Origin of the sequence: Kitasatospora cinereorecta (assembly GCF_024172095.1) — a bacterium.
GTDB classification, from domain to species: domain Bacteria; phylum Actinomycetota; class Actinomycetes; order Streptomycetales; family Streptomycetaceae; genus Kitasatospora; species Kitasatospora cinereorecta.
In genome coordinates, this window is record NZ_JAMZDX010000002.1 from 580,033 (window position 1) to 603,588 (window position 23,556).

At 74.5% G+C, this 23,556-nt stretch carries 25 protein-coding genes and 1 tRNA gene; 13 read left to right on the forward strand and 13 right to left on the reverse strand.

The features are described 5' to 3' along the window. Positions 1 to 139: 139 nt before the first annotated feature. The 5 genes from FHR36_RS09525 (at position 140) to FHR36_RS09545 (ending at position 3,764) form a co-directional block, all read left to right on the forward strand. Entirely contained in the window at positions 140 to 1,009 is an 870-nt protein-coding gene (locus FHR36_RS09525) for a chitosanase (RefSeq protein WP_253795651.1), read from the forward strand. 204 nt (positions 1,010 to 1,213) lie between these two features. Continuing rightward, positions 1,214 to 1,849, forward strand: coding sequence for a GNAT family N-acetyltransferase (locus FHR36_RS09530; RefSeq protein ID WP_253795652.1), 636 nt, complete (start codon positions 1,214 to 1,216; stop codon positions 1,847 to 1,849). Positions 1,850 to 1,892: 43 nt separating this feature from the next. After that, entirely contained in the window at positions 1,893 to 2,624 is a 732-nt protein-coding gene (locus FHR36_RS09535; protein WP_253795653.1) for a DUF7873 family protein, read from the forward strand. A gap of 35 nt (positions 2,625 to 2,659) precedes the next feature. Beyond that, a tRNA-OTHER gene (locus FHR36_RS09540) sits at positions 2,660 to 2,743 on the forward strand. A 319-nt stretch (positions 2,744 to 3,062) separates the two neighbouring features. Next, positions 3,063 to 3,764: a DUF4328 domain-containing protein gene (locus tag FHR36_RS09545; RefSeq protein ID WP_253795655.1), complete on the forward strand. Its 702-nt coding sequence runs from the start codon at positions 3,063 to 3,065 to the stop codon at positions 3,762 to 3,764. 52 nt (positions 3,765 to 3,816) lie between these two features. Here FHR36_RS09545 and FHR36_RS09550 read toward each other — a convergent pair whose 3' ends face one another. Then, complete coding sequence (locus tag FHR36_RS09550) at positions 3,817 to 4,683, reverse strand: 3-hydroxybutyryl-CoA dehydrogenase (RefSeq protein ID WP_253795657.1); 867 nt, start codon at positions 4,681 to 4,683, stop codon at positions 3,817 to 3,819. Between the two features lie 253 nt (positions 4,684 to 4,936). Here FHR36_RS09550 and FHR36_RS09555 point away from each other — a divergent pair, with 253 nt between their 5' ends. Next, positions 4,937 to 5,755 (forward strand): SDR family NAD(P)-dependent oxidoreductase, encoded by an 819-nt coding sequence (locus tag FHR36_RS09555; protein ID WP_253795659.1) that lies wholly within the window; start codon positions 4,937 to 4,939, stop codon positions 5,753 to 5,755. Between the two features lie 62 nt (positions 5,756 to 5,817). On the opposite strand, the gene FHR36_RS09560 is transcribed toward FHR36_RS09555, so the two are convergent. The 3 genes from FHR36_RS09560 to FHR36_RS09570 form a co-directional block, all read right to left on the reverse strand. Beyond that, positions 5,818 to 6,681, reverse strand: coding sequence for a polysaccharide deacetylase family protein (locus tag FHR36_RS09560; protein WP_253795661.1), 864 nt, complete (start codon positions 6,679 to 6,681; stop codon positions 5,818 to 5,820). Between the two features lie 169 nt (positions 6,682 to 6,850). Further along, positions 6,851 to 7,615, reverse strand: coding sequence for an alpha/beta fold hydrolase (locus FHR36_RS09565; RefSeq protein WP_253795663.1), 765 nt, complete (start codon positions 7,613 to 7,615; stop codon positions 6,851 to 6,853). Further along, positions 7,608 to 8,516, reverse strand: a complete 909-nt coding sequence (locus FHR36_RS09570; protein WP_253795664.1) for an arylamine N-acetyltransferase family protein — start codon at positions 8,514 to 8,516, stop codon at positions 7,608 to 7,610. Before FHR36_RS09570 ends, FHR36_RS09565 begins: the two co-directional genes overlap by 8 nt. Positions 8,517 to 8,535: 19 nt before the next feature. Here FHR36_RS09570 and FHR36_RS09575 point away from each other — a divergent pair, with 19 nt between their 5' ends. Further along, complete coding sequence (locus FHR36_RS09575; RefSeq protein WP_253795666.1) at positions 8,536 to 9,099, forward strand: HD domain-containing protein; 564 nt, start codon at positions 8,536 to 8,538, stop codon at positions 9,097 to 9,099. 43 nt (positions 9,100 to 9,142) lie between these two features. Here FHR36_RS09575 and FHR36_RS09580 read toward each other — a convergent pair whose 3' ends face one another. Together FHR36_RS09580 and FHR36_RS09585 are read right to left on the reverse strand one after the other, a co-directional pair. Next, on the reverse strand, positions 9,143 to 9,880 hold the full coding sequence (locus tag FHR36_RS09580; RefSeq protein ID WP_253795668.1) for a nucleotidyltransferase domain-containing protein: 738 nt from the start codon (positions 9,878 to 9,880) through the stop codon (positions 9,143 to 9,145). 40 nt (positions 9,881 to 9,920) lie between these two features. Next, complete coding sequence (locus tag FHR36_RS09585; RefSeq protein WP_253795670.1) at positions 9,921 to 10,853, reverse strand: DMT family transporter; 933 nt, start codon at positions 10,851 to 10,853, stop codon at positions 9,921 to 9,923. A gap of 69 nt (positions 10,854 to 10,922) precedes the next feature. Between FHR36_RS09585 and pdxR the strand changes: the two genes are divergently transcribed. After that, entirely contained in the window at positions 10,923 to 12,296 is a 1,374-nt protein-coding gene (gene pdxR / locus FHR36_RS09590) for a MocR-like pyridoxine biosynthesis transcription factor PdxR (RefSeq protein WP_253795672.1), read from the forward strand. Positions 12,297 to 12,430: 134 nt separating this feature from the next. Here the strand turns inward: pdxR and FHR36_RS09595 are convergent, their stop codons facing one another. From FHR36_RS09595 to FHR36_RS09605, 3 genes are all read right to left on the reverse strand, one after another. Continuing rightward, positions 12,431 to 12,964, reverse strand: coding sequence for a GNAT family N-acetyltransferase (locus tag FHR36_RS09595; protein WP_253795674.1), 534 nt, complete (start codon positions 12,962 to 12,964; stop codon positions 12,431 to 12,433). 10 nt (positions 12,965 to 12,974) lie between these two features. Continuing rightward, positions 12,975 to 13,943, reverse strand: coding sequence for a rhomboid family intramembrane serine protease (locus FHR36_RS09600; RefSeq protein ID WP_253795676.1), 969 nt, complete (start codon positions 13,941 to 13,943; stop codon positions 12,975 to 12,977). Positions 13,944 to 14,048: 105 nt separating this feature from the next. After that, a complete protein-coding gene (locus FHR36_RS09605; RefSeq protein WP_253795677.1) occupies positions 14,049 to 15,221 on the reverse strand; it encodes a methyltransferase in 1,173 nt (390 codons plus the stop codon). 55 nt (positions 15,222 to 15,276) lie between these two features. Here FHR36_RS09605 and FHR36_RS09610 point away from each other — a divergent pair, with 55 nt between their 5' ends. Further along, entirely contained in the window at positions 15,277 to 16,218 is a 942-nt protein-coding gene (locus FHR36_RS09610; RefSeq protein ID WP_253795678.1) for an ADP-ribosylglycohydrolase family protein, read from the forward strand. Here FHR36_RS09610 and FHR36_RS09615 read toward each other — a convergent pair. Further along, entirely contained in the window at positions 16,215 to 16,703 is a 489-nt protein-coding gene (locus FHR36_RS09615; protein WP_253795679.1) for a MarR family winged helix-turn-helix transcriptional regulator, read from the reverse strand. The two genes, FHR36_RS09610 and FHR36_RS09615, sit on opposite strands and share 4 nt — an antisense overlap. Before the next feature lie 57 nt (positions 16,704 to 16,760). On the opposite strand from FHR36_RS09615, the gene FHR36_RS09620 reads away from it, so the two are divergent. Together FHR36_RS09620 and FHR36_RS09625 are read left to right on the forward strand one after the other, a co-directional pair. Continuing rightward, entirely contained in the window at positions 16,761 to 17,624 is an 864-nt protein-coding gene (locus FHR36_RS09620) for an alpha/beta fold hydrolase (protein ID WP_253795680.1), read from the forward strand. A gap of 29 nt (positions 17,625 to 17,653) precedes the next feature. Beyond that, complete coding sequence (locus tag FHR36_RS09625) at positions 17,654 to 18,508, forward strand: alpha/beta fold hydrolase (protein ID WP_253795681.1); 855 nt, start codon at positions 17,654 to 17,656, stop codon at positions 18,506 to 18,508. A 28-nt stretch (positions 18,509 to 18,536) separates the two neighbouring features. On the opposite strand, the gene FHR36_RS09630 is transcribed toward FHR36_RS09625, so the two are convergent. Further along, entirely contained in the window at positions 18,537 to 19,160 is a 624-nt protein-coding gene (locus FHR36_RS09630; protein WP_253795683.1) for a class I SAM-dependent methyltransferase, read from the reverse strand. A gap of 79 nt (positions 19,161 to 19,239) precedes the next feature. Continuing rightward, positions 19,240 to 20,463, reverse strand: a complete 1,224-nt coding sequence (locus FHR36_RS09635) for a beta-ketoacyl-[acyl-carrier-protein] synthase family protein (protein ID WP_253795685.1) — start codon at positions 20,461 to 20,463, stop codon at positions 19,240 to 19,242. Positions 20,464 to 20,668: 205 nt separating this feature from the next. Between FHR36_RS09635 and FHR36_RS09640 the strand changes: the two genes are divergently transcribed. Further along, positions 20,669 to 22,186 carry a hypothetical protein gene (locus FHR36_RS09640; protein ID WP_253795687.1) on the forward strand — a complete coding sequence of 506 codons (1,518 nt, stop codon included), beginning with the start codon at positions 20,669 to 20,671 and terminating at the stop codon, positions 22,184 to 22,186. 18 nt (positions 22,187 to 22,204) lie between these two features. Here FHR36_RS09640 and FHR36_RS09645 read toward each other — a convergent pair whose 3' ends face one another. After that, positions 22,205 to 23,020, reverse strand: a complete 816-nt coding sequence (locus tag FHR36_RS09645; protein WP_253795689.1) for a LysR family transcriptional regulator substrate-binding protein — start codon at positions 23,018 to 23,020, stop codon at positions 22,205 to 22,207. 58 nt (positions 23,021 to 23,078) lie between these two features. Between FHR36_RS09645 and FHR36_RS09650 the strand changes: the two genes are divergently transcribed. Further along, positions 23,079 to 23,495, forward strand: coding sequence for a DUF5997 family protein (locus FHR36_RS09650; RefSeq protein WP_253795691.1), 417 nt, complete (start codon positions 23,079 to 23,081; stop codon positions 23,493 to 23,495). Positions 23,496 to 23,556 lie beyond the last annotated feature (61 nt).

Consider the following 23,556-nt stretch of genomic DNA (forward strand, 5'->3'; position numbering starts at 1 on the left):
CCTCTGACGGTCCTCTGTCACAAACCGCCGCAACCCCTTGCGGGGACGGTGGACCTGACGCTTCAATCCTGGTTAGGAAAGTTTCCTATCCTTCCTGCGCGGCACCCCCATGCCCGCACCGAAGCAGACGGAGCGTCACATGCACTCAGCACAGCACCGCGCCGCCCGCACCACCCGTACGAGCCGTACGACCCGCACCGCCCTCGCAGTCCTGCTGGCCGCGGTCCCCCTCACCCTGGCCACCGCGGGCGTCGGCAACGCCGCCCCGGTCCCGGCCGGGGCGGTCCAGCTCGCCGGCGTCGGCCTGGACGACGCCCACAAGAAGGAGATCGCGATGGAGCTGGTCTCCAGCGCGGAGAACTCCTCGCTGGACTGGAAGGCCCAGTACAAGTACATCGAGGACATCCACGACGGCCGCGGCTACACCGGCGGCATCATCGGCTTCTGCTCGGGCACCGGCGATATGCTCGAACTGGTCCAGCACTACACGGACCTGAAGCCCGGCAACATCCTGGCCAAGTACCTGCCCGCGCTGAAGAAGGTCAACGGCAGCGAGTCGCACTCCGGCCTGGGCTCCGCGTTCACCAACGACTGGGCCACCGCCGCCAAGGACACCGTCTTCCAGCAGGCGCAGAACGACGAGCGCGACCGGGTCTACTTCAACCCGGCGGTCAAGCAGGGCAAGGCGGACGGACTGCGCGCGCTCGGCCAGTTCATCTACTACGACGCCATCGTGATGCACGGCCCGGGCTCGGACTCCGACAGCTTCGGCGGCATCCGCGCCGCCGCCATGAAGAAGGCCAAGACCCCGGCCCAGGGCGGCGACGAGGCGACCTACCTCAAGGCGTTCCTGGACGCCCGCAAGGTCGTCATGAAGAAGGAGGAGGCGCACGCCGACACCAGCCGGGTCGACACCGAGCAGCTGGTCTTCCTCAACGCCAAGAACTTCGACCTCAACCCGCCGCTGAAGTGGAAGGTCTACGGCGACCCGTACCAGATCAACAGCTGACCGGCGGCCCGCCCGGCATCGCCGGGAGGGGCGGTCCGCGCCGACCATGGAGACACCATGGCCGCGGCCACCCCTCCCGGCGCCGCGCGGCCTTCGCACTGGCGGCCCGCCTTCGTGCCGGTCCGATAACCGGGCGACAGGCCCGGGACGGACTTGCTAGCTTCCCCGGCATCGCGCTTCGCCGAGGGGAGATGACGGGCAGTCATGGAGTTCAGGCTCGACGGACCGGTCCTGGAAGGCGCACTCGTACGGCTCGAGCCGCTCGAACACCGCCACGCGGCCGACCTGGCCGCCGCGGTGGCGGGCGACCGCAGCTCGTACGGCTTCACCTGGGTGCCCGCGCCCGAGGAGGTGGGAGCGTACATCGACGCCCAGCAGGCCCGGGCGGCCACCGGCCGGCTCGCCCCGTACGCCCAGATCTCGCGGGCCACCGGCCGCGCGGTCGGCGCCACCGCCTACTGGGAGCCGCGGACCTGGCCGGAGAGCGGCGAGCTGTACGCGGTCGAGGTCGGCTTCACCTGGCTCGCCCCCGCGGCCCAGGGCACCGGGCTGAACACCGAGGCCAAGCTGCTGCTGCTCCGGCACGCCTTCGACACCTGGGGCGTGACCCGGGTCGACCTGAAGACCGACGCCCGCAACGCCCGCTCCCGGGCCGCGATCTCCGCGCTCGGCGCCTCCTTCGAGGGCGTGCTGCGCAGCTCCTTCCCGTCCTGGGCGCCCGGCGAGCGCGGGCGGCGGCTGCGCGACACCGCGATCTTCTCCGTCCTCGCCGACGAGTGGCCCGACTGCCGCGCCCGCCTGGAGGACCGGCTGGCCCGACGGCCTACCGGATCTTTCTGATAATCAGGCGACACGGCGCGGCGGGGACGATAGCTTTCCGGACGTGGCGAAACTCAACCAGATCATCGCGGTCGAAAAGGGCGTCAAGTCGAAGTCCTTCCAGGAGCTGACCCAGGCCCACCACGGCCTGCAGAAGCCCGCCCTGCTCGCCGGCATCTCCCGCACGTACCAGCCCAAGGACGAGGAGGGCGAGCAGCTGCCGCCCGAGTCCACCCGGGTGCAGGTGCGGGCCGAGGACATCCTGCGCGACACCGCCGCCTCGCTCACCCGGCTGTTCGACGTCACCGCGACCAAGGACTGGGCGAACTGCGCAGCCCGGGCCGACGTGGTCGTGGACGGGCAGCCGCTGCTGAAGGACGTGCCGGTCACCTATCTGCTCTTCCTGGAGAAGCAGTTGACCGACCTGTACACCTTCGTCCGCAAGCTGCCGGTGCTGGACGCCTCCGAGGCGTGGAGCCCGGACCCGTCCACCGACGCGTGGAAGACCGACCCGGTCCGCACCATCCGCACCAAGAAGGTGCCGCGCAACCACGTCAAGGCCGAGGCGACCGAGAAGCACCCGGCGCAGGTCGAGGTGTACTACGAGGACATCCCGGTCGGGTACTGGACGACGGTGAAGTTCTCCGGTGCGCTGCCCGCCCGCCGGGTCAACGAGCTGGTGCAGCGGGTCGAGAAGCTGCAGCAGGCGGTCCAGTTCGCCCGTGAGGAGGCGAACGGCGGCGACGTCACCGACAAGCGGGTCGGCGATGCCGTGTTCGGCTACCTGTTCGGGTAGCCTCCTGAACGCCCCTCGTGCGAGCGTGGGGGCGCGCCGGGTGTTCCCGGCGCAAAGCTGAAGCTGACAGTTGAAGCTGACGCGGGGTAACGGTGGAGGTTCGAATCCTCCCCCCGGCACGTCCTGCCGGGGTGGCCCAAGCGGTAGAGGCAGCCCCTCAATCTCAGACTCTCGCTCCAGTCTCAGCATTCGCCGCCGAGCGCCGGATCGACCGGACGCGGACCGAAAGTGTCGGATGCGGGTTCAAGTCCCGCCTGTGCCTCTGCTTCCTGGCACGGTAGTTCAAAGGCAGAACACGGCGCTCTTAAGCTGATCCGCGTCCTTAAACGTGCCGGTGCGAGCAATTGGGTGGCACCTCAGGGGCCCGGGAGCTGGATACCGCTCCCGGGCCCCGTCACGCCACCACGTCTGATCAGAACCCTGGAGCCCGACCCCCTGATGCCTTCGCCCGCCGTGTATCGCTCGCCCCGAGCGGCCGCCACCGCCGCCACCGTCCTGCTCGCGGTGAGTGCCGCGACCACGGTGTTCTCGCTCGCCGCCAACATCCACCTGTTCGGGGCGGCCGGTGACCTTGTCCCCGAAAGCTACCTGGTCGACAACGCCGTACTCGCCGACGCCGAGCAACTGTCGCAAAGCGCGGCCACGATCCACCTGCTGGTCCTGCTGTGCTCGGCGGCCACCTTCATCACCTGGTTCCACCGGGTGCGGGTGAATGCCGAGGTGTTCGACCCGTACGGGCACCGGCGCGGTCGAGGCTGGGCGATCGGCGGCTGGTTCACTCCGGTGGTCGTCGTCTGGTTCCCGCGGCAGATCGCCCGCGACACCTGGCAGGCCAGCGTCCGGACGGACGAGTATGGGGTGCGCGCACCGCTCTCCCCGACGCTGCTGAACCTCTGGTGGGGCACCTGGTGGGCGGCCAAACTCCTCGGCCAGATGGGATCGCGGCTCAGCACCGACGCCTTCCAGGCGTACGCCTACCAGGAGGCGGTCGGTTGGCTGATCGCCTCCGACCTGCTGGAGCTGGCCGCCGCCGGCTTCGCGATCGCGCTGGTCCGCCGCCTGACCGCGATGCAGGAGCAGCGCTTCGCCGAGGCCGCCGCCCGCGCCTACGGCGTCCCCGTCGCCACCGTTCACGGCTGATGGACAACGGAAGGGCCCCGGCGGATGCCGGGGCCCTTCGCCGTACCCGGGGTCAGGCGGCGGTGTAGTCGTAGAAGCCGCGGCCGGACTTGCGGCCGAGCAGGCCCGCGTCGACCATCCGGGAGAGCAGCGGGGGAGCGGCGTACAGCGGCTCCTTGTACTCCTCGTACATCGACTCGGCGATCGAGACGATGGTGTCGAGGCCGATCAGGTCGCACAGGCGCAGCGGCCCCATCGGGTGGGCGCAGCCGGCCTCCATGCCCTTGTCGATGTCGGCCGCGGTGGCGACACCCGACTCGAACATCCGGACGGCGGAGAGCAGGTACGGCACCAGCAGGGCGTTGACCACGAAGCCGGCCCGGTCGCGGGCGCGGATCGGCTCCTTGCCGAGCGCCTGCACGGCGAACTCCTCGACCCGGGCGGTGGTCTCGGCGGAGGTGGTGAGGGTGGGGATGACCTCGACCAGCTTCTGCACCGGGGCGGGGTTGAAGAAGTGCAGGCCGATGACCTGCTCGGGCCGGCTGGTGGCGGCGGCCAGCTTCACGATCGGGATCGAGGAGGTGTTGGAGGCCAGGATCGCGTCGCGGCGCTCGACCACGCGGTCCAGGGTCTCGAAGATCTTGATCTTGATGTCCTCGCGCTCGGCGACCGCCTCGACCACCAGGTCGCGGTCGGCGAAGTCGGCGAGGTCGGTGGTGAAGGAGAGCCGGGCGAGTGCGGAGTCGCGGTCCTCCTCGCTCAGCTTGCCGCGCTTGACCGCGGTCTCCAGCGAGTTGATCAGCCGGGTGCGGCCGAACTCGAGGGCTTCGCCGGTGGCCTCGGAGACCAGGACGTCCAGGCCGGAACGGGCGAAGACCTCGGCGATGCCCGACCCCATGAGGCCGCAGCCGACTACTCCGACGCGCGCGATGTCACTCACTCAGTTGCCCTTCACAGTGGTGCTGGGGGTGGCCCAGCCGGGTGCTTCGGCGGCTGCCGGGTGTGGTTCGCCCACAGGTCCGCCCGGACGACGGTACTACTCCGCTCAACGCCCGTTCACCCCCGGTGGCTCCCGCGGCCCGGGGTCTGTCACGTTCGGCCGGACGGGTGACATGTGCGGGGGCGGCCGTGTGGGCCCGGCCGGGGCGGTGAAACGGGGCGAGAATGCCAGGAACCCCAGGAGGGAGCACGGAATGGCGACGGGATCACTCGCGGGCCAGGTGGCGCTGATCACCGGGGCCGGCCGCGGGATCGGCCGGGACATCGCCATCGGCCTGGCCGCCGAGGGCATGGCGGTCGGACTCGTCGGCCGTACCCACCCCACCCTGGTGGAGACGCTCCGGGAGTGCGTCGGACACGGCGCCCGCGGCGTCGCGGTGGCCGCCGACGTCACCCGGCCCGGCAACGTCCGCGAGGCCGTCCGCGCGGTGGAGCGCGACCTCGGCCCGATCGACCTGCTGATCAACAACGCCGGCCAGATCGACCGCGACGAGGTGCCGATCTGGGAGGTGGACTCCACCCAGTGGTGGCAGGTGGTGGAGACCAACCTGCGCGGCCCGTTCAACCTGCTGCGCAGCGTGCTGCCCGGCATGGTCGAACGCGGCCACGGCCGGGTGATCAACCTCAACAGCGGCTTCGCGCTCCGCCCCGACGGCCACTACACCGCGTACGCCACGTCGAAGGGCGCCCTGTTGCAGCTCTCCGACAACATCGCCGACTCGGTGGCCGAGCACGGCATCGTCGTGCTGGACCTCAGCCCCGGCGCGGTCGCCACCGACATGACCGCGGGCATGCCGATGTTCAAGGACATGAAGGCCTGGGGGTCGATCCCGTACGTGGTCGCCGTCACGGTGGACGCCGCCCGCGGCCGCTTCGACGGCCTGCACGGGCGGTTCATCCACGCCGGCCGGGACAACCTGGAACAGCTGGTGGCCCGGGCCGAGGAGATCCGCGAGGCGGACGCCCGGACGCTGCGGCTGCGCCGGTACGGGCCCGACGACCCGATGGAGTGAGGCCGGGCCCGCCGGCGACCGGCGCGGTGGCCGGCGGGGCGGGGCGGGGCGGGGTCAGGAAGTCAGGAGCAGAGCTGACTGGCGGTCACCGCGTGCAGGCCGCGGGCGGCCAGCCCGTCCAGGATGCCGGGCAGCGCGTCCACGGTGCCGCGGTGGCCCATGTGCAGCGCGACCACCGAACCGCCGGTCACCGCGTTGAGCACCCGCCGCTGCACCACCTCGGCGCCCGGGTCGGAGTAGTCGCGCGGGTCCACGTCGAAGGACAGGCAGTGGTCGTAGCCGACCAGCTTCGCCTGCGTCCGAACCATCGGATTGGCGAACTGCGCGGCGGACGGCCGGAACCAGCGGCCGATCGACCCGGTCAGCCGCTGCAGCCGCTCGGCGCACTGGGCTATCTCGGCGTGCGCCCGGTCCGGGCTCATCGTGGAGATGTCGAGGTGGTTCTGGGTGTGGTTGCCGAGTTCGTGGCCGCCCGAGAGGATCCGCTCCGCCATCTGCGGCTGCTGGTCGAGCCAGCTGCCGACCGCCAGGACGGTCAGCCGGGCGCCGCGCTGCTCGGCGGCCTGCAGGATCGCCGTCGCCACCGCCGGATCACCCTGCCCGTGGAAGGTCAGCGTCACCTGCGGACGGTCGCGCGGCCCGTTGACCACCTCCTCCGGGGTGGACGCGGCCAGCGGCGGAGCGGGCGAGGGCGCGGTGGGGCTCGGCGAGGCCGAGGCGCTCGCGCTGCCGGCGTCCTCGGGCAGGCCGGAGGCGCCCGGCCCGGCCGTGGACAGGTGGCTGGGCTGCGGGCGCGCGGCGAACGAGGACGGCTCGGGCGCGGGCCCGTCCGGGGCGGCGCCGCAGGCGGCCGCGAGCCCGCCGGTGGCGGTGAGCGTGGCCAGGCGGGCCGTGGTGCGCAGCACGGTGCGTCGGTCGACAGTCATCGGACCCCACCTTATGCAGTGCGGAACGCCCGTGCGATTCAGCCTCCCGTCCGGCCCGGTCGGCGGGTCGGGCCCGACCTGGCCCGGGACGCCTGCCCAGCGGCGTCGGACCGCAGTCCGGCCGCCGGACGTTCACCGCCCGTTCGAGGCCCTCACGTCCGGCGGGATGTCACTCTTCCGTGACGACGGCCCGGGCGAGGGCGTCCGGGTTGTCCAGGCTGATGTTGTGGCCCGTGTCGGGTACCGCCACCACCCGCACCCCGGCCGCGGTCAGCTCCGCCTCGCCCGGCAGGCCGCCGTCCTCCGCCGGGTAGAGGAAGGTCCGGGGCAGCTCCAGGCCCAGCAGCAGCTCGCGCGTGCTCGGCTCGGTGCCCCGCGCGAGGTGGACCGCGCTGCGGTACAGCGCCTCCCGCCCCGCCAGGCGCATCGTCGCCCACCACTGCGGGCTCACCGCGTCGCGCACCCGCTCCCAGCCGTCGGCCAGGAACTCCTCCTCGGTGAAACTCGCGATCCCGCTGCTCCCGGCCCCCGGCGGCGCCGGGGTGGGGTTGGCGTCCAGATTCGCGTCCAGCAGCACCAGCCGGGCGACCAGCTCCGGGTGGCGCGCCGCCAGGACGATCGCCACCGCGCCGCCCATGCTGTGCGCGATCAGCTCGGCCGGCCCGGCGTCCGCCGCCTTCAGCACGGCGGCCAGCGCGTCGGCGTGTGCCTCCAGCGTGTAGGCGAAGCCGGTCGGCCGGTCGCTCAGCCCGAAGCCCAACAGGTCCACCAGCAGCGAACGCCGGCCGGCCAGCAGCGGGTGCAGCGCAACCTCGGTGAAGTACGCGCCCGAGGCGGCCCCCAGCCCGTGCACGTACACCCGGGTCGGTTCGGCGCCGGGCAGCTCGATCCAGCGGATCAGGTCGCCCTCCGGCGTCACCGGGGTGCTACGCATCGATGCTCTCCTCCTCCTGTGCGGCCTCTGCTTCCTGTGCTGCCTGGGCTTCTGCGGCCTTGGCCTGCTGCCAGGCCAGGTGCATCGCCAGGAGCCGCTCCCCGAGCGCCGCGCGCTCGGCGGGCGCGAGGTCGGTGAGCGGCAGCTCGAACACCTCGGCGGCGGTGGCGAACCACTCCTCGGCGCCGTCCAGCTCGCGGACCACCGGCTCGCCGCCGTCCTGACGGATCAGCAGCAGGCCGTACAGCGCGTCGAGGCCGTCCGGTCGGCGGCGGAAGAGCGTCAGCACCTGGGCGAACGGCGAGTCCGGCGAGGTGGACAGCCAGGTGTGCCGCTCCAGGAAGTCCGCCGGGACGGCCGGGCGGAGGTCGAAGTCCAGCCCGATCAGGGCGCCGCGCACGTCGTGGTCCAGCCGCCAGCCGCCGGGCACGCTCTGCGAGGGCGCCAGCCGGTACTCGAACGGGCCCTGCCGGTACGTCCCCGCGCGCAGCGGCAGCGGCTCGGCCGGACCGTCGCCGAGCCCCACGTCCACGTACCAGAGCTGCCCCTCGCAGCGGACCGTCAGCACCAGGTGGTCCCCGGTGGCCGGCTGCGGCTCCGGATGGCGGCGGGCCTGCACCCCGGAGAGGTGCCAGGTCACCTCGTACCCGAGCGCCGTCAGCAGCGTGCCGAACGCGCCGTTGAGGTGGTAGCAGTAGCCGCCGCGGCCGTCCAGGACCCGCCGGACCGACTCGGCCGGGTCGATGCCGGCCGCCCGGCCCAGGTGGATGTCGACCGTCTCGTACGGAATGTGTTCCACGTGCGCCCGGTGCAGCGCGGTCAGCGCCGCCACGGTCGGCGACTCGGGGCGGGGGAGGCGCAGACGGCGCAGGTACTCGTCGACGGTAGCGGAGTTGATCACCCGTGGGACCCTATCCGGTATGACCGACCGTCAACAGCGAATTCGTCCGCTCCCCGAACGCGCGCACGAGCTGCTTGCGGCGGTCGACGCGCCGCCGCGGCTGCGCGCCCACCTGGAGCTGGTGCACGACGTCGCGGCGCAGCTGCTCGACGGGCTCGCCGCGCGCTGGCCGCAGCTGGCGGTGGACGGCGAGGCGGTGCGGTTCGGGGCCGCCACCCACGACATCGGCAAGGTGCGGCACCCCGAGGAACTCACCGGACCGGGCCACGCCCACGAGCCCGCGGGCGCCGACCTGCTGGGGGAACTCGGCGTCCCGCCCCACGACGCGCGCTTCGCCCGGACCCACGCCTCCTGGCACCTGCCCGGCATCAGCACCGAGGAACTGCTGGTCAGCCTGGCCGACAAGATCTGGAAGAACCGCCGCCAGACCGACCTGGAGGACCTGGTCGTGGCCCGCCTCGCCGCCGCCTCGGGCGAGCCGTCCTGGGAGGTGTTCCTCGCCCTCGACGACCTGCTCGGCCGCCTCGGCGAGGACGCGGACCGGCGGCTGGCCCACCAGGCTGCCTTCCCGGTGGTGGGCTGACCGTGGGCGTGGCGGGAGGGTGGCCAAGGCGGTCCAGGTGGCCTCAGGCGGGTCCGGCCAGCAGGGCGGGCGGGGCGGCGCGGCGGTCGCCCTCGCGGAGCGGCCCGCCCGAGCGGGCGAGGACCGCGGCGACTGCGTCGGCGAACGGGGCGGCCGGGCCGCCGGCGGCCAGGGTCCGATAGCCGGTCAGGTAGGCGTCGGCCAGGTCGGGGGCGCCGGCGCGCAGGGCGCGGGCGAGCCACTTGCCCTTGCCCCGCCAGATGCCCGCCGCGCCCAGCAGCAGTTCGGCGGCCTGCTGGTGCAGCACCGCGGCGACGGCGAGCCGCTCGTCGGGGTCGCGGGCGTCGAGCAGGTCGTCCCGCAGGTCGGTGACCTGGTACCGCAGGGCGTCCAGGGCGGCCGGGGAGAGCGGTGCGGGGCCGGCGGTGACGGTCCGTCGCGCGTCCTCGGCCACCTGCTCGGCGCAGCCGTCCACCGAGACCAGGACCAGCCCCTCCGCGCAGAGCGACGCCATGGTGGGCACCCCGGCGGCGCGGTCCCAGGCGAACATGGTGCGGACCGACTCGGCGGTGTGGACGAAGAGTTCGGCGGGCCGCCCCTGCCAGCCGACGTTCTCCCGTCGCACCTCGACGGGGGCGCGGCAGATCACCACGACGTCCAGGTCCGAGGTGGCGGTGCCGCGGCCGCGGGCCAGCGACCCGCCGAGGAAGGCGGCCACCGCCTCCGGGAACAGCTCCCGTACCAGTGCCTGTGCCGACTCGATCGCGTCCATGCCGTTCATGGGCCCATCCTGGCTGCTCGCGGGGGGTGTCCGCACCGGGTTATCGCACCGGCTCCACGGTCCGGGAGGCCGGGGTGGTCGTGTGCGCGGCGGTCGGCGGTGCGGGCCGCCGCCCGGTCAGGCCGAGGCAGACACCGGCGCCGACCAGGACGCTGCCCGCCAGTTCACCAGGGTGCAGCACGCCGGAGCCGAGCAGCGCACCGGACAGGGCCGCGCTGACCGGGATCAGCCCGCCGAACAGGCCCGCCCGCTCCGGGCCGAGCCGGCCCAGCGCGCCGTACCAGAGCAGGAACGCCCCGCAGGTCAGCACCGCGCCGAGGTAGAGCAGCGCCAGCAGCTCGCCGCCGGTGGGCACGCGCAGGGCCGCCGATCCGTCCGCCACCAGGGCGGTCAGCGCGAACATCGGGACGGCGAGCGCGGTCGAGTACGCCGACACCCGGACCGCCCCGAGCCGCGGCAGCAGCGGCACTGCCAGCAACGAGAACGCCGCCTCGCAGACCAGGGTGCCGAGCGCGCAGAGGAAGCCGACCGCGTCGCCCGAGCCGAAGCCCTGGACGACCGCCGCGCCCGCCACCACCACGGCCGCCGCCGCGAGCAGCCGCGCCTCGGGCCGCCGTCCGGCCAGCACCGGGCCGAGCACGCCCATCAGCAGCGGGGTGCACCCGATCACGCTGCCCACCACGGCGGGGTCGGTGTGCCGCAGCGCCTGCACCATCAGCACGTTGAAGGCGAACAGGCCGGTCGCGGCCAGCGCCAGCAGCAGGCCCAGCTCGCGGCCGGTCAGCCGCGGACGCAGCCGCCCGGTGCGCCGGGCCAGCGGGAGCAGGACGGCGGCGGCCAGGGTGTAGCGCACCGCCTGCCCGCCGGGCAGCGGGTACGAGCCGAGCAGCGCGGTGACACCCGTGGAACAGCCGAGCACCGTCATCGCCACGGCGGCGCGCAGCCCGCCGGACAGGGTGGGGGAGAGAGCCATGACGGCCACGCTAGATGCGATGTGGTCCACTGGACAGGACCACTTGGCAAGCCATGGAGAGGACCACCTGTGCGGGAGCTGCTGATCACCGTCGACCACACCGCCGGCGACCTCACCGGCCAGCTCACCCGCGCCGTCCGGGCCGCCGTCCGGGACGGCCGGCTGGCCGCCGGCACCCGGCTGCCCGCCACCCGCGCGCTGGCCGGGGAACTCGGCGTCTCCCGCGGCGTCGCCGTTGAGGCGTACGCCCAACTCGTCGCCGAGGGCTACCTGGTGAGCCGCCACGGCTCCGGCACCACGGTCGCCCCCGGCGTCACCCCGACCGGCCCGGCCGCCCCGCCCCGCCCGCCCGGACCGGCGCTCGGGTACGACCTCAAGCCCGGCACCCCCGACCTGGCCGCCTTCCCCCGCGCCGCCTGGATCACCGCCGCCCGCAAGGCCCTCGCCGACGTCCCGCACCGCGACCTCGGGTACGGCGACCCGGCGGGCCTGCCGGCCGTCCGCGCCGACCTCGCCGCCTACCTCGGCCGGGTCCGCGCCGCGACCGCCACCCCGGACCGGGTGATGGTGGTCAGCGGCGTCGGCCAGAGCCTCGCCCTGCTGGTCCACCTGCTCGCCGCGCACGGCCACCGGCGGCTCGCCGTCGAGGACCCCTGCTCGCCCGGGGCACTCGGCCTGCTCCGCGCCCATGGCCTCGACCCGGTCGGCGTCCCCGTCGACGAGGAGGGCCTGCGGGTCGCCGACCTGGAGGCGAGCGGCGCCGACGCCGTCCTGCTCACCCCCGCGCACCAGTACCCGACCGGGGTGGTGCTCTCACCGGACCGCCGCACCGCCCTCGCCGCCTGGGCGCACCGCACCGGCGGCGTGGTGATCGAGGACGACTACGACGCCGAATTCCGCTACGACCGGGAGCCGGTCGGCTGCCTCCAGGGGCTGGCCCACGACCGGGTGATCCACCTCGGCTCGGTCAGCAAATCGCTCGCCCCGGGCCTGCGCCTCGGCTGGGCGGTCCTGCCGCAGTGGCTCACCGACGACTTCCGCGAGGCCAAGCGGTACGCCGACCTCGGCACCGGCGTGGTCGACCAGCTCGCCTTCGCCGGACTGCTCACCAGCGGCGGCTACGACCGCCACCTGCGCACCCTCCGCGCCCGCTACCGGCTGCGCCGCGACGCCCTGGTCGACGCGCTCGGCCGCGAGCTGCCCGGCGCCGCCGTACGCGGCGTCGCCGCCGGGCTGCACCTCTACCTCGACCTGCCGGCCGGCACCGACGAGGCCGCCGTGGTGGCCGCCGCCGCGGAGCGCGGGCTGCGGGTCGAGCCGGTCGCCCCCATGCGACTCGCTCCCGGCGGGCCCGCCCTCGCCCTCGGCTACGCGGGCCTGCCCGAGCACCGCCTGCGCGAGGCCGCCGCGCTGCTGGCGCAGGCCGTCGAGGCAGTGGGCTGACGCCAGCCACTGAGGGGCGCGTGGGGGCACCTCCCGGCCGGAGGCTGGGGGAGAACTGCGCGACCAGCCGACAGCTGAGGTAGGGCGGTGGCTGGTCGCGCAGTTCCCCGCGCCCCTCAGTGGTTGACGTCAACTCAGGTGAGGTCGGCCGCCAGGAGGTCCATCAGCAGGCCGTCGTGCCAGCGCCCGTCCGTGCCGCGTTCGTACGCCCGCAGGACGCCGACCGGGCGGAATCCCACGCGGCGGTAGCAGGCGATGGCGGCCGCGTTGTCGGCGGCCGGGTCGATGACCAGGCGGTGGTGGCCGTGGTCCTCGATCAGGTGGCGGGCCAGGGTGCGGACGGCGTCCGTGCCGAGGCCCCGGCCGTGCACCGCCGGGTCGAGGTAGACGTCGATGCCGGCGTGGCGGTACTCGGGGTCCTCCTCGGCGTACCACTGGATCTGGCCGACCACCCGGCCCTCGTACTCGATCGCGAAGACCCGGGTGTCCGCGTCGGCGAGGTCCCCGGCGACCTCCGCGGCCAGGTCCGGTCCGCCCCGCCACCACCGCCGGACCTCGGGCGTGGCCCGGATCGCGGCCAGTGCCGGGACGTCCCGCTCCTCGGCGGGCCGCAGGACGGCGCCGCGCCGGCCGTGCAGGGTGGGCAGGGCGGACGGCTCGGTGCTCATGGGCCCGACGCTACGCGCTCCAGGGGGTGTTCGCCGCGAGGTCGGCGGTCTTCAGCAGCGTCAGGACGACCAGGACGCCGAGGACGGCCACCGCGCCGGCCGCCTGCACCAGCGCCTGCCGCGACCGCGGCGCGAAGGCGTACGCCGCACCGACGGCGAGGCCCGCCAGCAGGCCGCCGAGGTGGCCCTCCCAGGACGTGAAGCCGGCCGAGACGACCATCCAGACCACGAAGGTGGCGAGCAACTGGCCGCCGCCGAGCGGGTCGTGGTGCAGCCGCCGGCTGAGCACGAAGTACCCGCCGGCCAGGCCGAAGATCGCGCCGGACGCGCCGAGCGAGGGCTGGCCGGGGTCGGCGAGCAGGTAGCCCAGCACCGAGCCGCCGAGCGCGGAGAGCAGGTAGAGGGCCAGGTAGCGGACGGCGCCGAGGCGCTCCTCGACGACCCGGCCGAGCACCCACAGCCAGTACATGTTGAACAGGATGTGGGTGATGCCGAAGACCCCGCCGGTGGGCGGCAGGTGGAGGAACGCCGAGGTGATCAGGCGGTACCACTCGCCGTGCGCCACGCCGACCGCGTGGTAGCCGGTCGGCAGCCAGGACGAGTGGACCAGGTAGTGGCCGCCGTCCGGGCCGATCACCGCCTGCCCGAGGTTGGCGAACCGGTCCACCACGTCGGGCTTGGCCAGCTCCAGCAGGTACGCCAGCACGTTGAGGACGATCAGGCCGACGGTCACCACCGGGACGCCGCCCCTCGGTATCCGTCCGCCGAACACCGACGTGGCCTGCCGGAGGCCCTTGTTGCCCTCCCGGACGCACTCCACGCACTGGTAGCCGACTGCCGCCTCGCGCCGGCAGTCCGGGCAGCTGTAGCGGTCGCAGCGGGTGCACCGCACGTACGACTCCCGCTCCGGGTGGCGGAAGCAGACGGCGGGCGGGGCGGCGGCCCCGGCCGTCGTGGTGGCGGTGTTCTCGGCGTCCATGACCTGCGTCGTTTCCCCTCGATCGGCTGACGCCCCGGCACGGGCGGCCGCGGGCGCGCCCACCCTAGGGGTAGCCACGGACAGCGATCAAGGTCCTGGTGCAGGTCAGCGGCGTACCGCGCGCAGGATCACGAACTTCGGGTTGGCCGCGACGGTCTCGCAGTTGCCGAACACCCGGCGGAGCTTGACGTGGTATCCGAGGTGCCGGTTGCCGACCACCCACAGCTCGCCGCCCGGCCGCAGCACCCGGCGCGCGCCGGTGAACATCCGCCACGCCACCGCGTCGGTGGTCGCCTGGTGGGTGTGGAACGGCGGGTTGTTGAGCACCAGGTCGGCGCAGCCGTCCGGGACGCCGGCCAGGCCGTCGCCGACCCGGAACTCGGCGGCGCGGTCCGGGCCGAGGTTCTCCCGGAAGGTCGCCTCCGCCGAGGCAACCGCCTGGAAGGACTCGTCCACGAACAGCAGTTCCGCCGCCGGATTGCCGAGCGCCGCCGCCGTACCGACCACACCGTTGCCGCAGCCCAGGTCCACCACCCGCGCCGTGTCCCGCCGCTCGGGCAGGTGCTCCAGCAGGAAGCGGGTGCCGATGTCGAGGCGCTCGGCGCAGAACACGCCCGCGTGGTTGACCACCGGACGGCCGGAGACCGCGCCCACCCCCGCAGGGAGCCGGTAGCCGTGCGGCCACGGATTGGCCGGGCGGACCAGCTCCGGGTCCGGGGTGGCGAAGATCAGCCGGGCCTTGCGCACCGCCAGCGAGGTCCTGGTCGGGCCGACCAGCTGCTCGAACAGCTTCAGCGTGGAGGTGTGGATCTCGGTCACCATGCCGGTGCCCACCACCACCGTGCCCGGGTGGAGCGACGGCGCCAGCCGGTGCAGCTGGTCCTCCAGCAGCGCCAGGCTCTTCGGCACCCGTACCAGCAGCACGTCGATCCGCTCCGGCACCGCGTCACGGGTGGTCAGCAGCCGCACCGCGTCGGCGGCGATCCCGTTGCGGGCCAGGTTGGCGGCGGCTGCGGAGCGTCCCAGGAAGGAGTCGCCGATCAGCGTCGGGCGGTGCCCCGCCAGCGCCGTGCCGAGCGCGCCCCAGCGGTCGCCGACCACCACCACGCTCCCGGAGAGGTCGACCGGTTCGGAGCGTTCGATCCCCTTGAGTTCCAGCCCCGCCAGATGGCGCAGCAGGTACTCGTCGGAGGCGTCCCAGGCACGCAGCGGGTCGCGGGGGTCCTCGGGGAACCGGGCGAGTTCGAACTCGCCCCAGGGCGTGGTGAAGCAGTTCATCGTCCCCTCAGGCTATCCGAGCCCCCACCTCGCGCCCGCCCACTACGCTGCCGCCATGGACCGCACCTCCCGTGCCGCCGGCACCGTCATCGGCTCCGCTGTCGGCGACGCCCTCGGCGCGCCCTTCGAGTTCGGCCCGGCGGGCGTCTTCGGCGGCCGCTTCCCGGTGGCCGGCGCGGGCGGCGAGATGTGCGGGGGCGGCGGCTGGGATCCGGGCGAGGCCACCGACGACACCCAGATGGCGGTCCACGTCGCCGAGTCGCTGCTCGAACGCGGCCGGCTCGACCTGCCCGACATCTACGACCGCTTCCGCCGCTGGGCCGCCGCCGATCCCAAGGACATCGGCCTGCAGACCGAGGCGGTGCTCGGCTCCGGCCTTCCGTGGGATCTGGCCGCCGAAACCCACTTCGCGACCAGCGGCCGCGCCGCCGGCAACGGCTCGCTGATGCGGGCCGCGCCGTCCGCCGTCCACTTCGCCCGGGCCGGCCGCGCCGCCACCATGGACGCCGCCCGGCGGATCGCCGCCCTCACCCACGGGGACCGCGCCGCGTGGGAGGGCACCGCGATCCTCCACGAGCTGATCCGGGTCGCCCTGGACGGCGGGGACCCGGTGGCCGCCCTGCCCGACACCCTCGCCGCCGTCCATCCCGACCACCGGGCGCGGTACGCCACCGTCCTCGCCGACGGCTGGCATCCCGACGACGCCACCGAGAACAACGGCGCGGTCTGGCCCTGCCTCGGGTCCGCGGTGTGGGCGCTGCGGACCACCGGCTCGTACGAGGACGCGGTCCGCGCCGCGATCGACCTGGGCGGCGACACCGACACCGTCGCCGCTGTCACCGGCGCGCTGGCCGGCGCGGTGTACGGCATCGATGCCGTTCCGCACCGGTGGACGGCCCCGCTGCACGTCCCGCTGCCGGGCAGCGTCCCGGGCCGGGTGCTGCGGCTGCCCGAACTCCTCGACCTGGCACGGCGCCTGACCGATGGTCCCCGCTAGCGGGGTGGTTCGGCGCCGGTGAGGTCGACGTCGTCGAAGAGTTCCAGCATCCGGGTCAGGACGCGGACGCAGGCGGTGACCTCCGCGTCGGTGAGGTCGCCGGCGGTCCGGCCGAGCAGGGCGTGCTCGCGCGAGGTGACGGCGGTGATCGCGGTGCGTCCGGCGTCGGTCAGCCGGATCAGCGAGGAGCGCTGGTGGGCGGGGTTGGGGATGGTCTCCACCAGGCCGCGCGCGGCGGCGTCGTTGACCATCCGCTGGACGAACTGGCGGCTCAGCGACTGGGCCCGGCCCATCTGCGGGACGGTCATCGGGCCGTGCTCGCGCAGCAGGTCGAGGACGGCGCGGACGCCGACGGACAGGCCCTGTGCGGCGTCCAGCTCGATCTTGCGCTGAACCCGGCGGTAGAGCGGTCCGACGAGGGCGAATACCTCCATCAGGCGCTCCGGGAGCTCTGTGGGGGAGAGGGGGCGGGCGGTCTCGGTCATGGATCCATCATGACACCTCGGTTGTCATTCTTGGAAGAACATGGCACCTTGGTTGTCATGACTGAGACCTCGATCCCCGTCGCCGGCGTCCCCACGTTCGACACCTTCGCCTCCGCGGACGGCCCGCTCGCCTACCGCGACGCCGGGCCCCGTGACGGCCGCCCGCTGGTGCTGCTGCACGCCTCGTTCGTGGACCACACCCAGTTCGACAACCTGGTGCCGGGCCTGGTCGCCCACGGCTACCGGGTGATCGCCCCGGACGCCCGCGGCCACGGCTTCTCGGCCAACGCGAGCCGGCCGTTCCGGCAGACCGACGACCTCGCCGCGCTGCTGCGCCACCTCGACCTCGACGAGCCTGCGGTGCTGGTCGGCGTGTCGATGGGCGCGATGATCGGCGTGGACACCGCCGTCGAGCACCCGGAGCTGGTCCGGGCCCTGGTGGTCAGCGGCCGCGGCATCGGCGAGCCGGACCCGTCCGACCCGTGGACCGCCGCCCGCGGGCAGGCGCAGTTCGCAGCCCTGATGGCCGGCGACATCCCGGGCTGGCTGGAGCAGTTCACGCTCTGGATCGCCGGCCCCACCCGCACCCTCGCCGACGTCGACCCCGCGCTCGTCGACCACGTCCGCGACATGGCCCTGCGGACGCTGATGAAGCACAGCCCCGGCGAGGTCGACCACACCGTGCCGGTCCAGGACGTGGCCGGCCGCGCCCGCGGGATCACCGTCCCGGTGCTGGCGATCGACGGCGCGCTCGACGCGCCCGGCGTGCTCGCCACCGTCGACGCGCTGCTCTCCGCCGTCCCGCACGGCCGCGCCACCCGGCTGGACGGCGCCGCCCACTTCACCACCTCGGAACAGCCGGAGGAGTTCACCCGGATCCTGCTCGCCTTCCTGGCGGAACTGGACGAACCGCAGGCGTGATCCGAAGGAGAAGGCCTAGCCTCGACGGCATGACCCGTGAGTTCGACCTCCGGCTCGGCGACGGCCGCACCCTGCACGCGTACGACACCGGCGACGGCCGCGCCGACGACCGGCTCGCCGTGGTCTGGCACCACGGCACCCCCAACCTCGGCTCGCCGCCCGCCCCGCTGTTCGCCGCCGCCGACCGGCTCGGGCTGCGCTGGGTGTCGTACGACCGGCCCGGCTACGGCGGTTCGACGCCCGATCCCGGTCGGGACGTGGCGTCCGCCGCGGCGTGCACGGCGGCGGTCGCCGACGCGCTGGGCATCGAGCGGTTCGCCGTGGTGGGCCACTCCGGCGGCGGCCCGCACGCCCTCGCCTGCGCCGCGCTGCTGCCGGAACGGGTGGCCGGCGTGATCGCCGCCGCCTCGCTCGCGCCGTACGACGCCGAGGGCCTCGACTGGTACGCGGGCATGGCCGACTCCGGGGTCGCCTCCCTGCGGGCCGCGGCGGCCGGGCGGGAGGCCAAGAAGCGCCACGAGCGCTCCGGCGCGGAGTACGACCCGGAGTTCACTCCCGACGACCTCGCCGCGCTGGCGGGGGAGTGGCACTGGCTGCACTCGGTCGTCGGCCCGGCCGCGGCCGCGGGTCCGGCCGCCCTGATCGACGACGACCTCGCGTACGTCCACCCGTGGGGCTTCGATCCGGCCCGGATCACCGCGCCGCTGCTGCTGCTCCACGGCGAGCGCGACCGGGTGGTGCCGGCCGCCCACGGCGCATGGCTGGCCCGGCACTGCCCCGGCGCCGAGCTGCGCCTGACCCCCGAGGACGGGCATGTCTCCGTCCTCACCGGTGCCGCCGACGCCCTCGCCCGGCTGTGCGAGCGGATGGCGGATCCGGCGTAGGAGGCCCGGTCGGGCGTAGGCGGCGCGGTCAGGCGGAGAGCGCCGAGCCGAGGGAGTCGGCGCCCAGCGGCTTGGGGGCGCCCTCCTCGTAGAAGGCGTCCACCTCGGTGAGGGCGAACCCGGCCGTGGCGAGCAGTTCCGTGATGGGACGGGTCAGGTGGCAGCCGCCGAAGACCCGCATCTGGAGCGGTTCGAGCCGGTACTGCCAGCGGCGGACCTTCACGTCCTGCTCGGGGGCGAGCCCGTGTTCCAGGAAGCGCAGCACCCCGCCGGGCTTGAGCACCCGGCGCAGTTCGGTGAGCGCGGCCTGGACGTCGGGGATGGTGCACAGCGTCCAGGTGGACAGGGCGGAGTCGAAGCTGGCGTCGGCGAACGGCAGCCGCTGCCCGTCCAGCCCGGCGCGGCGCACCAGGATGTGCGACTTCTCGACCCGCTCGGACGCCAGGCGCCAGCCCACGTCGGACGGTTCGACCGCCGACACGGAACGGACCGCGGCCGGGTAGAACGGCACGTTGTGCCCGGAGCCGAACCCGATCTCCACGACGTCGCCGACCAGGCCCGTACAGACCCGGCGGCGCAGCGGCCGGGCCGATTTCACCCCGCAGGCGACGTTGATGATCCGCGGCAGCACCTGCTCGTCGTACCAGCCCATGGCGGCCTCCGTCCCTCGACTCCAGGATGGCCGCCCGGCCCCGCCGCGCGCACCTCGCGCCACGCGGACGCCGAGGGACTCAGGGCGCCGGGGTGAAGACCAGCGAGGCGTTGTGCCCGCCGAAGCCGAAGGAGTTGGCGAGGGCCGCGGTGAGCGGGCCGCGCCGGACCCCGCCGGTGACGACGTCGAGGGCGATCCGCGGGTCGGGGGTGTCGAGGTTGCGGGTCGGCGGGATCGCGCCGTCCCGGACGGCGAGCAGGGCGGCGAGGGCACCGATCGCGCCGGCCGCGCCGAACAGGTGCCCGGTCATCGACTTGGTGGCGGTGACGGCGGCGTGGGTGCCGATCGCCTCGGTGACCGATCCGGCCTCGACCAGGTCGCCCAGCGGGGTGGAGGTGGCGTGGGCGTGGACGAGTCCGATCGCCTGCGGCGGCAGTCCGGCGGCGGCCAGCGCCAGACGCATCGCCCGCACCTGCCCGTCCGGGTGGGCGGCGGTGATGTGGTGGGCGTCGGAGGTGACGCCCGCGCCGGCCAGGGTGGCGTGGGCGCGGCCGCCGCGGGCGGCGACCCGGGAGGCCCGCTCCAGCACCAGGACGGTCGCCCCCTCGCCGATCACGAACCCGTCCCGGTCGGCGTCGAAGGGGCGGGAGGCGCGCTCGGGTTCGTCGTTGCGGGTCGAGTGCGCCTTCGCCTGGGCGAACCCGGCGAGCGGCAGCGGGTGGATGCAGGCCTCGGCGCCGCCCGCCACCACCACGTCGGCCCGGCCGAGCCGGATCAGGTCGAGCCCGAGCGCGATCGCCTCGGCGCCCGAGGCGCAGGCGCTGACCGGAGTGTGGGCGCCGCCGCGGGCGCCGAGGTCGATGGAGACCCAGGCGGCCGGACCGTTGGCCATCAGCATGGGCACGGTGTGCGGCGACACCTTCCGGACACCGGAGCGCTCCAGCACGTCGTCCTGGCCCAACAGGGTCAGGGCGCCGCCGGTGCCGGTGCCGATCACCACGGCCAGCCGTTCCGGGTCGACGTCCGGTGCGCCCGCGTCCGCCCACGCCTCGCGGGCCGCCACCAGCGCGACCTGCTCGCAGCGGTCCATCCGCCGGGCCTGCACCCGGTCCAGCTTCTCGGTCGGTTCGACCGCCAGCCGTCCGGCGAGCCGGACCGGCAGTTCGGCCGCCCAGTCCTCCTCGATCGGCCGGATCCCGTTCGCGCCCGCCAGCATCGCCGCCCAGGTGGACGCCACGTCCCCGCCGAGCGGGGTGGTCGCCCCGAGCCCGGTGACCAGCACGGCTTCGGTGTCTGTACGCACTGCCTCGACTCCTCTGTGGAATGGGTACAACAGCTCGGCGGCGGACATCGCTGCGGCGTCCGCCCCGAATGCCACCCTGCCAGCGGAGTTGTGGGGCTCCGGGTGTGATCGTCGACGGAGTATCGGCGTGGATCTTTGTAGGGTGTCGAGGCATGAACGCCGTAATTCGTGTGCGGCACGCAGGGTGGCCGGGCAGGATCGGGCCATGAACGATGTCCTGGTGGGACTGGCCGCCAATCCGTCGCTCCCGGCGGAGCTGATCGACCGTCTGATCGCCCTCGGCGATGAGGAGGTGGCCCACGAGCTGGCGTACCGCGCCGATCTCACCCGGCCGCAGGTGCTCGCGCTCGCGGCGGCCGGCGAAGGAGCGGCGATCCGCCTCGCCCGCGCCGGCCGGCTGACGGCCGGGGACGTCGACCCGGCGGCCCGGCCGGACGCCGCCCTCGCCCTGCTGGACGAGGGCGCCGGGCCACCCGCCTGGGCGCGCCTGTTCGCCGCGGACCCGCTGGCCGAGCGCCGGGAGGAGCTGGCGGGCTGCCCGTGGCTGCCGGCGGACGTGGTGGAGCTGCTCGCCGCCGACCACGCCACCGATGTGGTCGCCGAACTGGCCTGGTCGGTGCGGTCACCGCAGGTCCTGGCCCGGCTGGCCGCCCACCCCCACCTGGAGGTCCGGCGCCACGTCGCGGGCAACCCCGCCACACCGCCGGCGCAGCTCGCGGCGCTCGCGACCGGGGACGGACTGCCGCCCGCGCGCTCCTGCGAGGTCTGCGACCGGGAACCGATCCCTTTCGTCCACCCGCCGGACTGCCCGCGACCGCACTGCGCCCTGCCGCCCGGCGCGGCCTGCGACGGCGGCCACCAGTCCGCGACCCGCGCCCTCCACCACTGCCTGCTGGAGAACCCGGCGACCCCGGTCGCGGCCGTCCTGCGGTTCGCCGAGCACCCCTCCGCGCTGCTGCGGGCCGCCCTCGCCGGACGCCCCGACCTGCCGGACGAGGTGTCCGCGCGGCTGGCGGCGGACGGGATCCCGTTGGTACGGATCGCGCTGGCCCGCAACCCCGCGATCGGCGAGGCGCTCTGCCGCCGCCTGCGGGAGGACGACTACCAGGAGGTCCGGTACGAGCTGGCGCACAACCCGGCGGTGCCACTGGACGTCCTCACCGGCCTCGCCACCACCACCCGGACCGGTCCGGCCGTGCCGGCGCGGATCGCCGCCGCGAGCGAGGCCGAGATCGCGGAGCTGGCGGTGCGACCGCAGGCGGGCGTACGGCTGCTGGTGGCGCAGCGGCGGGACCTGCCGGCAGGGGTGCGGGACGCGCTCGCGGACGACCCGGACGCGAAGGTGGTGCGGGCCGTGCTCGCCCACCCCGGGCTGTCGGCGCAGCGGCTCCGTGCGGCGGTCGACCGGTTCGGGGACAAGGTCGCGGCCGGGGCGGCGGCCAACCCGGACGCGACGGCCGCACTGCTGGAACACCTCGCCGGGCAGCGGCCGCCCGCGCGCAAGGCGCTGCGCGAGATCGCCCGCCACCCGGCGGCGACGGCCGCGGCGCTGCTCCCGTGCCTCGACGACCCGAAGGCCCGCCGCCACGCGGCCGGGCACCCCGCACTCCCGCCCGCGACGATCACCGCCCTGCTCGCCGACGGCGACTACCAGGTGGCCGGTGGAGCCGCGGCCAACCCGTCGCTCCCGCGGGCCGAGATGTTCCGCCTGCTGGAGTGCTGAGCGCGCGGCCGTCCGGCGTCAGCCGCGGCGGCGGGGCTTGCCGGTGGACTTGCCGCCCTTGGTGCCGCGGCCCGGGGCGGGCTTCTGGCGGGCGGCGCCGGCGCCGGTACGCGCGGCGGGCTTGCGGCCGGCCGGCTGCTTGCCGGTCTGCTTGCCTGCCTGCTTTCCGGCCGGCTTGGAGCTCGGCTGGGCCTGGCTCTGCCCGCCGAGGCCGCGGGAGCTGTTGACGGTGCGGCCGCGGACGATGCCGATGAACTCCTCGACCAGCGGCGGCGTGGTCTCGCTCAGCGGCCAGGACAGGGCGATCCGCGAGCCGGGGGCGTCGGCGACCGGACGGAAGGTGAGGTCGCGGCGGTGGTGCAGCCGGGCGAGCGACTGCGGGACGACGAGCAGGCCGATCCCGGCGGCGACCAGTTCGATCGCGTCGCCGGTGGTGGCCGGACGCTCGAACGCGGGCCGACCGGGCGGGGCCTCCCACTCCAGGGTGTCGTCCAGCGGGTGGAGCAGGATGTCGTCCGCCAGGTCGGCGCAGGTGACCTCCTCGGCGGCGGTGACCACGTGGTCCTTGGGGCAGACGGCGACCGTGGTCTCGGTGTAGAGCGGGATGGCGCTGAGGGCGCTCTTGTCGACCGGAAGCCGCAGCAGCGCGGCGTCCAGCTCGCCGGCGAGCAGCAGCCCGGGCGCCTCGGCGGCGGTGGCCGCGACCAGGGTGAGCGGGACGTCGGGCAGTCGCTCGGTCCAGATCCGGACCCACTTGGCGGGCGTCACCCCCGGCACGTAGCCGAGCCGGAAGCTGGCGGGCCGGTGGGCGGCGGGTGCGTCGGAGCTGGTCACGCGGCCAGGTTACCGGGAGTGGTCCGGGTGGGTGCACGCGCTCGATATCCTTGACCCCATGAGCTCGCACCAGACCACCCAGACGATGAAGCCCGCCACCGCGGCGAAGAAGCTGGAGGTCTACCTCCCCGCGACCCCCGCCGACTTCCAGGACGGGGTGGTGACCCGCGCCGAGCTGAACGCGCTGCAGGCGGACCCGCCGGAGTGGCTGCGGGAGCTGCGCCGCACCGGCCCGCACCCGCGCCCGGTGGTGGCGGCGAAGCTCGGGATCTCGATCGCGGGCCTGGCGCGCGGCGGGGTGACCGAGGCGCTGACCACCGAGGAGATCGACGCCCTCAAGGAGCAGAACCCGGACTGGCTGCAGCGCGAGCGCGGCACCCAGGCCGAGGTCCGCAAGGAAGCGGTGCGGATCAAGGAGAAGCAGCTGAAGGACAAGGAGAAGCAGGAGCGGTCGGCCGCCGGGCCGCGTTCCTGACTCTGGACGCCTTCCCCCGGACGCCCGGCCACCCTGTTCGTGGCCGGGCGTTCATTTGGAA

Bases quoted from the DNA above. Each gene is read 5' to 3' on its own strand.
- FHR36_RS09525 (WP_253795651.1), top strand. From the start codon at position 140: ATGCACTCAGCACAGCACCGCGCCGCCCGCACCACCCGTACGAGCCGT.
- FHR36_RS09530 (WP_253795652.1), top strand. From the start codon at position 1,214: ATGGAGTTCAGGCTCGACGGACCGGTCCTGGAAGGCGCACTCGTACGG.
- FHR36_RS09545 (WP_253795655.1), top strand. From the start codon at position 3,063: ATGCCTTCGCCCGCCGTGTATCGCTCGCCCCGAGCGGCCGCCACCGCC.
- FHR36_RS09555 (WP_253795659.1), top strand. From the start codon at position 4,937: ATGGCGACGGGATCACTCGCGGGCCAGGTGGCGCTGATCACCGGGGCC.
- FHR36_RS09560 (WP_253795661.1), bottom strand. From the start codon at position 6,681: ATGACTGTCGACCGACGCACCGTGCTGCGCACCACGGCCCGCCTGGCC.
- FHR36_RS09565 (WP_253795663.1), bottom strand. From the start codon at position 7,615: ATGCGTAGCACCCCGGTGACGCCGGAGGGCGACCTGATCCGCTGGATC.
- FHR36_RS09575 (WP_253795666.1), top strand. From the start codon at position 8,536: ATGACCGACCGTCAACAGCGAATTCGTCCGCTCCCCGAACGCGCGCAC.
- FHR36_RS09580 (WP_253795668.1), bottom strand. From the start codon at position 9,880: ATGAACGGCATGGACGCGATCGAGTCGGCACAGGCACTGGTACGGGAG.
- FHR36_RS09585 (WP_253795670.1), bottom strand. From the start codon at position 10,853: ATGGCTCTCTCCCCCACCCTGTCCGGCGGGCTGCGCGCCGCCGTGGCG.
- FHR36_RS09595 (WP_253795674.1), bottom strand. From the start codon at position 12,964: ATGAGCACCGAGCCGTCCGCCCTGCCCACCCTGCACGGCCGGCGCGGC.
- FHR36_RS09600 (WP_253795676.1), bottom strand. From the start codon at position 13,943: ATGGACGCCGAGAACACCGCCACCACGACGGCCGGGGCCGCCGCCCCG.
- FHR36_RS09605 (WP_253795677.1), bottom strand. From the start codon at position 15,221: ATGAACTGCTTCACCACGCCCTGGGGCGAGTTCGAACTCGCCCGGTTC.
- FHR36_RS09610 (WP_253795678.1), top strand. From the start codon at position 15,277: ATGGACCGCACCTCCCGTGCCGCCGGCACCGTCATCGGCTCCGCTGTC.
- FHR36_RS09615 (WP_253795679.1), bottom strand. From the start codon at position 16,703: ATGACCGAGACCGCCCGCCCCCTCTCCCCCACAGAGCTCCCGGAGCGC.
- FHR36_RS09620 (WP_253795680.1), top strand. From the start codon at position 16,761: ATGACTGAGACCTCGATCCCCGTCGCCGGCGTCCCCACGTTCGACACC.
- FHR36_RS09625 (WP_253795681.1), top strand. From the start codon at position 17,654: ATGACCCGTGAGTTCGACCTCCGGCTCGGCGACGGCCGCACCCTGCAC.
- FHR36_RS09630 (WP_253795683.1), bottom strand. From the start codon at position 19,160: ATGGGCTGGTACGACGAGCAGGTGCTGCCGCGGATCATCAACGTCGCC.
- FHR36_RS09640 (WP_253795687.1), top strand. From the start codon at position 20,669: ATGAACGATGTCCTGGTGGGACTGGCCGCCAATCCGTCGCTCCCGGCG.
- FHR36_RS09650 (WP_253795691.1), top strand. From the start codon at position 23,079: ATGAGCTCGCACCAGACCACCCAGACGATGAAGCCCGCCACCGCGGCG.